Raw genomic sequence first — 11,850 nt, forward strand, 5'->3', positions numbered from 1 at the left:
CGTGAGACAGTTCGGTCCCTATCCGCCGCGCGCGCAGGAGACTTGAGGAAGGCTGTCCCTAGTACGAGAGGACCGGGACGGACGAACCTCTGGTGTGCCAGTTGTCCCGCCAGGGGCACGGCTGGTTGGCTACGTTCGGAAGGGATAACCGCTGAAGGCATCTAAGCGGGAAACCCGTTCCAAGATGAGGTCTCCCACCCCTTTGTGGGTTAAGGCCCCCACCTAGACCAGTGGGTTGATAGGCCAGGAATGGAAGCACAGTAATGTGTGGAGTTGACTGGTACTAATAGGCCGAGGACTTACCCCACAACGCAACACACCAGCACACCGCTGGTGTGCGAGCACCAGATCACATTTCGCATCCACTATACAACTCTGAAACACCACACCCGTGGAACAGTTTCATAGAGTTACGGCGGTCATGGCGGAGGGGAAACGCCCGGTCCCATCCCGAACCCGGAAGCTAAGCCCTCCAGCGCCGATGGTACTGCACTCGACAGGGTGTGGGAGAGTAGGACACCGCCGGACACACATCCCGAACAGGGCCCCCGAAACACCGGGGGCCCTGTTTGCATTTCCGCCATTTCTCTTTCTCTTTCCGCCGGGACCCGGAAAACGGGTGGACCCCACGGACGGCACGCGCGACTCTGGGCGAGTGAAGGTTCGCATTCATGACGATCCCGCCGAGTACTGGGCGCTCGCGCGGCCGGTGTTCGCCGCGGATCCGCTGCGGCACACGCACGGGCTGAGCGTGGGCCGGCGGCTGGTCGAAACGCCGGCCCCGGACCTGGAGCCGCCCGTGTTGATGACCCTGTGGGACGGTGACCGGATCGCGGGCGCGGCGTTCCGGCAGTGGCCATGGCCGTTCGGGATCAGTGCGGTACCGGCCGGCGCCGGCGGCGAAGCGTTCGCGAACGCGCTTCTCGAGCACGGCGTGGACCTGCCGTGCGTGTCCGGGCCACGGGACACCGCCGAGCCGTTCGGACAGTTGTGGTCCACGCTGACCGGCGCCTCGGTCCGTGAGGTCCGGGCGATGCGGCTGTTCCGGCTCGGCACGCTCGAGCCGCCGGCAACGGCCGGGCGGGCCAGGGCAGTGACCGAGGACGACCTGCCGATGCTGGTCGAATGGGTGGCCGCGTTCGAGGTCGAGGCGATCGGCGAGCGACGGTCGACCGGGCAGGTGCTGAACATGCTGCGACAGTCCCTGGCCCTCGGCAACGGGCTGCTGCTCTGGGAGGACGGCGACCAGGCCGTCTCCTACGCCGCGGTCGGCGCGCCGGTCGACGGGATGTCCCGGATCGGACCGGTCTACACGCCGCCCGAACTGCGTGGCCGCGGCTACGGCGCGGCGATCACCGCCGAGGTGTCCCGCTGGGCGCTCGAGGCCGGAGCCGAGTACGTGTGCCTGTTCACCGACCTGGCCAACCCGGTGTCCAACGCGATCTACCAGCGGATCGGCTACCGCCCGGTGTACGACCAGACCGAGTTGGCGTTCGAGAACTAAGGTCGGCACGGTGACTCGACTTCTTGTGCTGCAGCCGGACGAGCTGGACCCGCCGGGTCGGCTGGGGGACTGGCTCGCCGATGCCGGCGCCGACCTCGACGTCGTCCGGCCGGCCGGGGCGCAGCTGCCGGAACTGGTGGGATACCGGGGAGTCGTGTGTCTCGGCGGACCGATGAGCGCCACCGACGACCGCGACCATCCGTGGCTCCCCGGGGTGCGCCGGCTGCTGGCCGGCGCGGTCACCGCCCGGGTACCGGTGCTGGGCGTCTGCCTCGGCGCTCATCTGCTGGCCGTGGCCGCCGGGGGACGGGTCGAGCGGGGCGAGTCCGGCCCCGAGGTTGGCCCCCTGCTGGTCGCCAAGCGTGATGCCGCGTGGCGCGACCCGCTGTTCGCCGACCTGCCGTTCATGCCCGACGTGCTGCAGTTCCACGCCGACGCGATCGTGGCGCTGCCCGCCACCGCCGAGCTGATGGCCGCCGGCACCCGGTACCAGAACCAGGCCTTCCGGGTCGGCGCGACCGGCTACGGCATCGCGTTCCACATCGAGACCACCCCGGAGCTGGTGCTGGCCTGGGCCCGGTCCAACCCCGACTTCGCCGCGACCGCCCGGCCCGGCGACCTGGAGCCGGACCGCCTCGCCGAGGTGCACCGCGACCTCGAGGAAACCTGGCGGCCGTTCGCCACCCGGTTCGTCCAACTGGCCGCCGGTGAGCTGGCGCCGGCTCTACCCTCCGGGCTGCGGCTCGCATAGCGGCAATGGCCGAAGCGGGACCGGTGTGGACACCACGATCGACGACGTGGTCTGTCCAAAGAGGAGGAACCGGTCCAGGATCTCCTCCAGCTGCCCGATCGACGGCGCGTGCACCTTCATCAGGAAGCAGTCCTCGCCGGTGATGCGGTGGCACTCGACCACCTGCGGAGTGTCCCGCGCCGCGGTCGCGATCTTGGGCAGCTGGCCCGGGCCCGGCCGGACGCGCACGATCGCGGTCACCGGCAGGCCGAGCGCGGCGGGGTCGACGTCCATCCGGAAGCCGGCGATGACGCCGAGCCGTTCCAGCCGCTGGATCCGTTCGGTCACCGCCGGAGCCGACATGCCGACCCGCCTGGCAAGCGCCGACATGGACAGCCGGGGGTTGCCGTGCAGCTCGGTGAGCAGCCGCAGGTTCACCTCGTCCAACACCCTTTGATCTGTAGGCAAGTCGCGCCTCCTGCCTTCATATGGCCATTCCCCTGGCGGGTGGATGCTTTGGAAGATACCGCTATGCGAATGATCGACACGGTGCCGGCGCCGGCCTACTTCGCCGTCAGTGCGGTCTTCCACTACCTGGGCCCGGCGTTCGCCGTGCTGCTGTTCGCGCACGTCGACGTGCTCGGGGTGGCCTGGCTGCGGATAGCCGCCGCGGCCCTGGTGTTCGCGGTCTGGCGCCGGCCGTGGCGGCACGTCGGGCGGCTCGAACCGAGCGAGCGCCGGGTGCTGCTCGCGCTCGGCGTGGTGCTCGCGGTCATGAACACGGTGTTCTACCTGGCCGTCGCCCGGCTGCCGCTGGCAACGGTCGGCGCGATCGAGTTTCTCGGGGTCATCGTGCTGGCCGCGGTCGGAGTACGCACCCGGCGCAACGCCGGCGCGCTCGCCCTGGCCGTGGCCGGGGTCGCGCTGCTCACCGACGCCCGACTCAGCACCGAGCCACTCGGGATCGTGCTGGCCTTCGCCAACTGCGCGCTGTTCGTGCTCTACATCGTGCTCGGCCACCGCATCGCCAGCACCGGGCGGCAGGCGCTGGACCAGCTTGGTGCGGCCATGCTGGTCGCCGCACTGGTGGCGCTGCCGCTCGGGTTCGGCCAGGCGGCGGTCGCGTTCACCCACCCCGCCTGGCTGCTGGCCGGGATCGCCGTGGGCATCTGCTCGTCGGTGATCCCCTACGTGGCCGACCAGCTCGCCATGGCCCGCCTGCGCCGGGCCACCTTCGCGCTCATGCTGAGCATCCTGCCGGCAACTGCGACGATCATTGGGACCGTGGTGCTTGCTCAGCTACCCACGTTGCCGGACCTCGTCGGGGTGGCGCTGGTCATCGCCGGCGTGGCGATCCACCAACAGGAGGAGAAACCATGGAGTACGCCCGGCTCGGCTCGGCGGGGGTCAAGGTCTCCCGGATCTGCCTCGGGATGATGAGCTTCGGCGATCCCGCTACCCGCAAGTGGGTCCTGGAGGAGGAGGCCGCCGAACCGATCGTGCGCGCCGCGGTGGAATCCGGCATCACCTTCTTCGACACCGCCGACGTCTACTCGAACGGGGTGAGCGAGACCGTCACCGGGCGGCTGCTCGGCCGGCTGTTCGCGCACCGCGACGACTACGTGCTGGCCACCAAGGTGTGCGGCGCCATGGGCGACGGACCCAACGACAAAGGCCTGTCCCGCAAGCACATTCTGTCCGCCATCGACGCCTCGCTGCGCCGGCTCGGCACCGACTACGTGGACCTGTACCAGATCCACCGGTACGACCAGGAGACACCGATCGAGGAGACCATGGCGGCACTGCACGAGGTGGTGCGCGCCGGCAAGACCCGCTACATCGGCGCGTCGAGCATGTTCGCCTGGCAGTTCGCCAAGGCGCAGCACACCGCCGAGCGCCACGGATGGACCAGGTTCACGTCCATGCAGAACTACTACAACCTGGTGTACCGCGAGGAGGAGCGGGAGATGCTTCCGCTGTGCGCCGACCAGGGCGTCGGCGCCATCCCCTGGAGCCCGCTGGCCCGCGGCCTGCTGGCCGGGTCCCGGGACCGCGGCGGCGTGCGGAACACGTTGCGGGCCAACAACGACGCCTTCGGTGACGAGTTGTACAGCGAGGCCGACTTCGACGTGGCCGACGCGGTGCGCGCGGTCGCGGCCGAACGCGGCCTGCCGCCGGCCCGGATCGCGCTGGCGTGGCTGCTGCGCAACCCGGTGGTGACGGCGCCGATCGTCGGCGTCACCAGGATCGAACACCTCGCCGACGCGGTCGCCTCGGTGGAGTTGACCCTGTCCGGCGAGGAGGCGGCCAGGCTGGAGGCGCCGTACCGGCCGCACGCGGTGCTCGGGCACTCCTGAAGCTCCCACAAGCCTGGCGGCGGCCCGCCCGGACGCCGCCACCAGTGCCGAACTGCCCGGCGATCACATGCTCGGGATACGGTGGGGCGTGGTCGATCGCGCCCGGTCCGTGCCGTCCGCCGCCCGGTTCGGCCTGACCGACGGCCGGGCGGAGGAACTGCTGCGCGCCGTCGGCTGGTGGGCCGACGAGGGTCCGGTGGCGACGCGGGAGCCCGTGCTCGCCGCGCTGTCCCGCAGCCCGGATCCCGATCTGGCGTTGCGCGGGCTGGCCCGGCTACGCGAGTCCGACCTGGACGGTTGGCCGAAGCTGGACGCCGCCCTGGCGCAGGACGCGGGGCTGCGTGGCCGGCTGCTCGCGGTGTTCGGCGGTTCCAGCGCGCTGGCCGACTTCGTGATCGCCCGGCCGGGGGAATGGCGGAGGTTGGCCGCGGAGTGCGCCACCGACCCGGACGACTACGCCGAGGTGTTGCGCGCCGCGGACGGTGTGCCCGAACTGCGCGCCGCCTACCGTGGTCTCCTGCTGGAGATCGCCGCCGACGATCTCGGCCACCTGGTCGAGCCGGAGCTGGCCCGGCCCGGCTTCGAGCCGGTCGCCGGCCGGCTGACCGAGCTCGCCGACGCCGCGTTGGGCGCGGCGCTGGCGATCGCATGGGCCGAGGAGCAGCCGGCCGATCCGGCGGCCGCCCGGCTCACCGTGATCGCGATGGGCAAGTGCGGCGGCCGGGAGCTGAACTACGTCAGCGATGTGGACGTGGTGTTCGTCGGCGAGGGCGATCTCACGCTGGCCAGCCGGGTGGCCAAGACGATGATGCGGGTGGCCGGCCAGGCCTGCTTCGAGGTGGACGCGGCGCTGCGCCCGGAGGGCAAGGCCGGTGCGCTGGTGCGCACCCTGGACGGGCACGCCACCTACTACCGGCGATGGGCTCGAACCTGGGAGTTCCAGGCCCTGCTCAAGGCCAGGTTCGCCGCCGGGGACGCCGAGCTCGGCGAGCAGTACCTGGCGGTGGTCCGGCCGCTGGTCTGGTCGGCGGCCGAACGCGACAACTTCGTGGCTGACGTGCGGGAGATGCGCCGCCGGGTGGAGCGGCACGTGCCGCCCGGGCTGGCCGACCGCGAGCTGAAGCTGGGCCGCGGTGGGCTGCGCGACGTCGAGTTCGCGGTGCAGCTCCTGCAGCTCGTGCACGGGCGAAACGACGAGAACCTCCGGCTCGGCGCCACCCTGGCCGCCCTGGCCGCGCTCGGCGCAGGCGGCTACGTGGGTCGCACGGACGCCACCGAGCTGACCGAGTCCTACCGGTTCCTGCGCCTCCTCGAGCACCGGCTGCAGTTGCAGCGGCTGCGGCGCACCCACCTGTTCCCCGAGGAACGGGACGCGGCGGCGCGGCGCTGGCTGGCCAGGGCCGCCGGGATCCGCCCGGACGGCGGCCGGGCCGAGGGTGACGTGCTGCTGGCCGAGTTCCGCGGGCACCTCAACCGGATCCGCCGGCTGCACCAGAAGTTGTTCTACCGGCCGCTACTGGAGGCGGTGGCCCGGGTTCCGACCGAGGCGCTGCGGCTGACCGCCAAGGATGCCGGGGCCCGGCTGGCCGCGCTGGGCTATGCCGCCCCGGACGGAGCGCTCGGCCACATCCGGGCGCTGACCGGCGGGGTGTCCCGGCGGGCGGCGATCCAGTCCGCCCTGCTGCCGGTGCTGCTCGAACTGTTCGCCGACACCCCGGACCCGGACGGTGGGCTGCTGGCCTACCGCCGGCTGTCCGAGGCCCTCGCCCCGGTGCCGTGGTTCCTGCGGATCCTGCGGGACGAGGCCGCGGTGGTGGAGCGGCTGGCGACCCTGCTCGGCACCTCGCGGCTGGTGCCCGACCTGATCACCCGCGCGCCCGAGGTGCTGCGGCTGCTGAGCGATCCCGGCGCGCTGGCCGGGCGGGACCCGGAGGAGGTGGCCGGCTCGCTGCGCAGCGCGGTGAACCGGCAGGCCTACCTGGGCAACGCGGTCGCGGCGGCCCGCTCGCTGCGCCGGCACGAACTGGCCCGGATCGCCAGCGCGGACCTGCTGGGGTTCCTGGACGTGCTGTCGGTCTGCGCGGCGCTGTCGGTGGTGTGGTGCGCGGTGCTGCAGGCGGTGCTGGCCGCGGTCTACCGGGCCGAGTCCGCCGCCGCGGACGGGCGGCAGGCGAACATCGCGGTGATCGCCATGGGCCGGCTGGGTGGCGCGGAGCTGGGCTACAGCTCGGACGCCGACGTGATGTTCGTCTGCGAGCCGCTGCCGGGGGTGTCCGACGCCGCCGCGGTCGCGTTCGCCTCGCGGGTCGCGCAGAGCGTGCGCAAGCTGCTGTCCGCGCCGAGCCAGGACCCACCCCTGCACGTGGATGTGGACCTGCGGCCGGAGGGCAAGAACGGGCCGTTGGTGCGCACTCTGGAGTCCTACCGGGCCTACTACGCGCAGTGGGGCGAGGTCTGGGAGGCGCAGGCGCTGCTGCGGGCCCGCCCGGTGGCCGGCGACGATGACCTGGGCGCCCGGTTCGTGGCGCTGGCCGACCCGGTCCGGTATCCCGCCGGCGGGCTGGATCCCGGGCGGACCAGGGAGATCCGGCGGATCAAGGCCCGGGTGGACAACGAGCGGCTGCCGCGCGGCGCGGACCCGACCACGCACACGAAGCTGGGCCGCGGTGGGCTCGCCGACGTGGAGTGGACCCTGCAGCTGCTGCAACTGCAGCACGCGCACCGGGTTCCCGAGCTGCGCACGACGTCCACCGTGGACGGACTGCGGGCGGCCGCGGACGCCGGGCTGATCAACCGCGACGACGCGACGGCGCTGCGCGAGGCCTGGCTGCTCGCCACCCGGGTGCGCAACGCGGCCACCCTGGTGCGCGGCAAGCAGACCGACCAGATCCCGACCTCGGGGCGCGAGCTCGCCGCCGTCGCGAGCGTGCTCGGCCACCCGCTGGACGCCGACTCCGGACTGTTCCTGGACTCCTACCGGCGCACCATGCGCCGGGCCCGCACCGTGGTCGAGCGGGTGTTCTACCAGGACTGACAGGTCATACAGTGGTGATCGTGACCTTCACGACGAGCATCGAGGTGCGCACCTACGAGCTGGACCCGCTCGGCCATCTCAACCATGCCGTGTACCACCAGTACGCCGAGGTGGCCCGCAGCAAGGCCTTCGAGGCCGCCGGTTGCCGCTGGGACACCCTGTTCGAGGCGCGCACGGCGCCCGTGCTGCTGTCCACCACGGTCAACTTCCGTCGTGAGCTGCGCAAGGGCGACGTGGTGGCGGTGAGCTGCTCGGCCAAGTTCGGCACCGGCAAGACGTTCCAGCTCACCCAGCACATCACCAAGGCGGACGGCGCCCTGGCCGCGGAGATCACCTGCACGATGGGCCTGATGGATCTCGAGGCCCGCCGCCTGGTCGCCGACCCGGCCGCGGTCCTCGCCGCGGCCGGCGCGGACCTGTCCGCGCTCGCCCAGGCATGAACAGGGGCGGTGACCGCACACGCGGCCACCGCCCCCGGGTCGGTGACGATCAGACGTCGTAGTAGAGGGCGAACTCGTACGGGTGCGGACGCAGCCGGAGCGGGTCGATCTCGTTCTCGCGCTTGAAGTCGATCCAGGTCTCGATCACGTCCGAGGTGAACACGCCGCCCTCGAGCAGGAACTCGTGGTCGCGCTCCAGGCTGTCCAGCACGGCGCCCAGCGAGGCCGGCACCTGCGCGACGTCCTTGGCCTCGTCCGGCGGCAGCTCGTAGAGGTCCTTGTCGATCGGGGTCGGCGGCTCGATCTTGTTCTTGATCCCGTCCAGACCGGCCATCATCATCGCGGAGAACGCCAGGTACGGGTTGCCGGACGAGTCGGGGCAGCGGAACTCGAGGCGCTTGGCCTTCGGGTTGTCGCCGGTGATCGGGATCCGCACGCAGGCCGACCGGTTGCGCTGCGAGTACACCAGGTTGACCGGCGCCTCGAAGCCCGGCACCAACCGGTGGTAGGAGTTCACCGTCGGGTTGGTGAAGGCCAGCAGGCTCGGCGCGTGGTGCAGCAGGCCGCCGATGTAGTGCCGGGCCGTGTCGGACAGTCCCGCGTAGCCGGACTCGTCGTGGAACAGCGGCTCGCCGTCCTTCCACAGCGACTGGTGGGTGTGCATGCCGGAACCGTTGTCGCCGAACAGCGGCTTGGGCATGAACGTCGCGGTCTTGCCGGCGGCCCAGGCCGTGTTCTTCACGATGTACTTGTAGAGCTGCAGGTCGTCGGCCGCGTGCAGCAGCGTGTTGAACCGGTAGTTGATCTCGGCCTGGCCGGCCGTGCCCACCTCGTGGTGCCCCTTCTCCACGTCGAAGCCGGCGTTGATCAGGTGCAGCACGATGTCGTCACGCAGGTCGGCCTGGTGGTCGGTGGGCGGAACCGGGAAGTAGCCGGCCTTGTACTTGATCTTGTAGCCCTGGTTGCTGCCGCCCTCGTCCGCGCCGGTGTTCCACCAGCCTTCCTCGGCGTCGATCTCGTAGAACGCGCCGTTCTCGGCGCTGTCGAACCGAACCGAGTCGAAGATGTAGAACTCCGCCTCGGGACCGAAGTAGGCCGTGTCGGCGATGCCCGACTCGCTCAGGTACTGCTCGGCCTTGCGCGCGATGTTGCGCGGGTCCCGGCTGTACGCCTCGCGGGTGAACGGGTCGTGCACGAAGAAGTTGACGACGAGGGTCTTGTTCTTCCGGAACGGGTCGATCCGCGAGGTGGCGAAGTCCGGCAGCAGCAGCATGTCCGACTCGTGGATCTGCTGGAAGCCACGGACGGACGAGCCATCGAACGCAAGGCCCTCGTTGATCGCGTCCTCGTTGAAGAACTGGGACGGCACCGTGAAGTGCTGCATAATGCCCGGCAGATCGCAGAACCGGACGTCGACGAACTTCACCTCTTCGTCTGAAATGTACTTCAAGACCTCATCGGAAGTGTTGAACACGCTCGTTGGCTCCTTCGTCTTGCGCTGCTGTGCGTGATGAAGCTAAGAGGGTGGTGTTGCCCGGCCATCACCCGAATGTTTCACGGGTGTTAACGCCACCTGGTCAGGGAAAGCATGCCAGCTCAGAGGCCGGACCTCATCTCCGCTTACGCTGTCCTGGTGACGAGGTGGACCGGTTCCTGGCTGTCCGGACCCCGTGCGGCGCTCGAACCGGGCGATCAGCCCGCGGCCGGGCAACGCTGGCGAGGGGAGCGGCTCGGCCTGCCCGAGACCGGCCCCGGCTCGGTCGCCACGCTCGGCGCCCGGGCCCTGGCCCTGGTCATCGACGTGGTGCTGGCCGCGCTGATCGCGTGGGGGTTCACCGCGCCGGCACCGCCACAGAACTGGAGCCTGGTGCCCTGGTTCCTGATCACCGTGGCGACCGTGGCGTTCTTCGGCTTCACCCCCGGCATGTACGCCCTCGGGATCCGGGTGGCGCGGATGGACGGTGCGGTCATGGTAGGACCGATCCGGGCGATCCCGCGCACGATCATGGTTTTCCTGGTCATTCCGGCGCTGATCAGCAACGCCGACGGACGCGGGCTGCACGACCGGGCGGTGGGCACGATCGTGCTCAGGTTCCGGTGACCGAAGCCCGGGCCTGATGGTCATAGCCGGCGACTACCAGGACGTCCGGCTGCGGCACTACGATCCGGCCAGATGGTCGACGACAGCGACAGACACATCGCCACCCGCCCGTCGAGGGCCGTGTGGGTGGCGATGTTTCTTGGCGTACTCGGAATCGCCGCCGGCGTAGCCGCTGCCGTGGTCACCCAGGCCGCCGACGCGTGGGCCTACTCCGCCTACGACCCGGTGCCGCTGGACATCGCCATCGCACTGATCTTCTCCGCGCTGGGCGCCCTGGTGGTGTGGCGAAAGCCCGGCAACCTGGTCGGCTGGGCGATGCTGCTGATCGGCGCGGTCGACGGTGTCGGGGTGCTGCTGACCACGCTGGTCGGCGCGTTCGACTCGCCGGACGAACCGGCCGTGCCGGTGCTGATGATCGTGCAGACCGCGCTGTGGTCGCCCCCGATCTGGGCGATCCCCACGCTGCTGCCGATGATCTACCCGGATGGCCGGCTGCCGAGCCCGCGCTGGCGCTGGGCGGTCGCCGGCACCGTCGCCGGCATGGCCGTCTACGTGGTCGGGCTGCTGCTCGCCGACAGCGACTTCGCCGGCCGCTACCTCGTGCGCAACCCGTTGGCCGATCCGGACCGGCAGGCCTTCGCCACGTTCTGCCTGACCGCGGGGGCGGCTGTGCTGCTGGGCATGACCGTCCTGGCCGCTGCCGGCCTGGTGGTCCGCAGGCGCAGCGCGTGCGCGGTGCGCCGGCGCCAACTCTCGCTCGTGCTGGTCGTGTTCGCCTTCGGGGGTGCGCAGGCCGCGGTGCGGCACAGCCTGCCCGGCCAGCTTCCGCTGGTGCTCGACCGCGGCCTCGAGGTGCTCGCGTTCGCGTTGTTCGGTCTGGCGATCGCGATCGCCATCACCCGGGACCGGCTGTTCGACCTCGATCTGGCCGTGCGCCGGGCGATCGTGGGCATCGCCGTGGTGGCGACGCTGCTGGCCTGCTACGTCGGCGGGTTCGCCGTACTGGCGGTGGTTCTCCCGGCGGGTCTGGTGCCCGGCTCGGTGCTCGCCGTCGCGCTGTCCGGTGTCCTGCTCTTCCCGCTCGGCCTGGTGCTGACCCGGTGGGTCCGCCAGGTCACCTGGGGCCGCAAGATCGACGTCTTCGCGGTGGCCACCGGTCTCGGCCAGCGGATGCGCAACCAGCTGGACGCCACCGAGATGCCCCGCGCGGTCTGCGCGGAGATCGTCGAGACCATGCGGCTGCGGATGGCCCGGCTGGAGCTGCACACCACCGACGGGGTCCGGCCGCTGGCCCAGATGGACGACGGGCGCAGCACGGCCGGGGCGACCCCGGCGACGTTCGAGCTGTGGCACCGCGGCGAGCAGGTGGGCGCGCTGGTGGTCAGCCCGCCGGCCGGACGGTCCCACCTCGACGAGACGATCAGCCACGCGCTGGCCGCGCTGGCCAACCAGGTCGCCCCGGTGGTCGCGGCGCTGCGGATGAACGAGGCGCTGATGCACAGCCGCGAGCAGCTGGTCACCGCCCGCGAGGAGGAGCGGCTGCGGCTGTCCCGGGAGCTGCACGACAACGTCGGACCGACCCTGGCCGGGATCCGGCTGCAGCTGGAGGCCGCCCGGGGTGCGCTGCCCGCCGACTTCTCCGGCACCGAGCTGATGGACCGCGCGGTGAACGGGATCCAGGGCG

10 protein-coding genes and 2 rRNA genes are annotated in these 11,850 nt (G+C 71.1%); 10 read left to right on the top strand and 2 right to left on the bottom strand.

The window, feature by feature from the left end; translation table 11 throughout:
* From VFO68_RS13390 to VFO68_RS13405, 4 genes are all read left to right on the top strand, one after another.
* A 23S ribosomal RNA gene (locus VFO68_RS13390) occupies positions 1 to 307 on the top strand; the annotation flags it as partial.
* A 104-nt stretch (positions 308 to 411) separates the two neighbouring features.
* Positions 412 to 528: ribosomal RNA gene (gene rrf, locus VFO68_RS13395) — 5S ribosomal RNA — on the top strand.
* A gap of 127 nt (positions 529 to 655) precedes the next feature.
* The gene (locus tag VFO68_RS13400; protein ID WP_325158577.1) at positions 656 to 1,504 is read left to right on the top strand and encodes a GNAT family N-acetyltransferase; all 849 of its coding nucleotides are present in this window, start codon (positions 656 to 658) and stop codon (positions 1,502 to 1,504) included.
* A gap of 10 nt (positions 1,505 to 1,514) precedes the next feature.
* Positions 1,515 to 2,255: a type 1 glutamine amidotransferase gene (locus VFO68_RS13405; protein WP_325158578.1), complete on the top strand. Its 741-nt coding sequence runs from the start codon at positions 1,515 to 1,517 to the stop codon at positions 2,253 to 2,255.
* Here VFO68_RS13405 and VFO68_RS13410 read toward each other — a convergent pair.
* Complete coding sequence (locus VFO68_RS13410; protein ID WP_325158579.1) at positions 2,229 to 2,684, bottom strand: Lrp/AsnC family transcriptional regulator; 456 nt, start codon at positions 2,682 to 2,684, stop codon at positions 2,229 to 2,231. The two genes, VFO68_RS13405 and VFO68_RS13410, sit on opposite strands and share 27 nt — an antisense overlap.
* Positions 2,685 to 2,765: 81 nt before the next feature.
* On the opposite strand from VFO68_RS13410, the gene VFO68_RS13415 reads away from it, so the two are divergent.
* The 4 genes from VFO68_RS13415 to VFO68_RS13430 all read left to right on the top strand — a co-directional run bounded on the left by VFO68_RS13415 (position 2,766) and on the right by VFO68_RS13430 (position 8,065).
* Positions 2,766 to 3,671 carry an EamA family transporter gene (locus VFO68_RS13415; protein ID WP_325158580.1) on the top strand — a complete coding sequence of 302 codons (906 nt, stop codon included), beginning with the start codon at positions 2,766 to 2,768 and terminating at the stop codon, positions 3,669 to 3,671.
* Positions 3,611 to 4,591, top strand: a complete 981-nt coding sequence (locus VFO68_RS13420) for an aldo/keto reductase (protein WP_325158581.1) — start codon at positions 3,611 to 3,613, stop codon at positions 4,589 to 4,591. Before VFO68_RS13415 ends, VFO68_RS13420 begins: the two co-directional genes overlap by 61 nt.
* 88 nt (positions 4,592 to 4,679) lie before the next feature.
* On the top strand, positions 4,680 to 7,625 hold the full coding sequence (locus VFO68_RS13425; RefSeq protein WP_325158582.1) for a bifunctional [glutamine synthetase] adenylyltransferase/[glutamine synthetase]-adenylyl-L-tyrosine phosphorylase: 2,946 nt from the start codon (positions 4,680 to 4,682) through the stop codon (positions 7,623 to 7,625).
* Between the two features lie 20 nt (positions 7,626 to 7,645).
* Positions 7,646 to 8,065, top strand: a complete 420-nt coding sequence (locus tag VFO68_RS13430; RefSeq protein WP_325158583.1) for an acyl-CoA thioesterase — start codon at positions 7,646 to 7,648, stop codon at positions 8,063 to 8,065.
* Positions 8,066 to 8,114: 49 nt separating this feature from the next.
* Here VFO68_RS13430 and glnA read toward each other — a convergent pair whose 3' ends face one another.
* The gene (glnA, locus tag VFO68_RS13435) at positions 8,115 to 9,539 is read right to left on the bottom strand and encodes a type I glutamate--ammonia ligase (protein ID WP_325158584.1); all 1,425 of its coding nucleotides are present in this window, start codon (positions 9,537 to 9,539) and stop codon (positions 8,115 to 8,117) included.
* Between the two features lie 159 nt (positions 9,540 to 9,698).
* Here glnA and VFO68_RS13440 point away from each other — a divergent pair, with 159 nt between their 5' ends.
* Together VFO68_RS13440 and VFO68_RS13445 are read left to right on the top strand one after the other, a co-directional pair.
* Positions 9,699 to 10,166, top strand: a complete 468-nt coding sequence (locus tag VFO68_RS13440; protein ID WP_325158585.1) for an RDD family protein — start codon at positions 9,699 to 9,701, stop codon at positions 10,164 to 10,166.
* Positions 10,167 to 10,238: 72 nt separating this feature from the next.
* Positions 10,239 to 11,850 (top strand): histidine kinase dimerization/phosphoacceptor domain-containing protein (locus VFO68_RS13445; protein WP_325158586.1); only part of this gene is annotated, 1,612 nt, incomplete at its 3' end.

Source organism: Actinophytocola sp. (genome assembly GCF_035712165.1).
Classification (GTDB): Bacteria; Actinomycetota; Actinomycetes; order Mycobacteriales; family Pseudonocardiaceae; genus DASYTH01.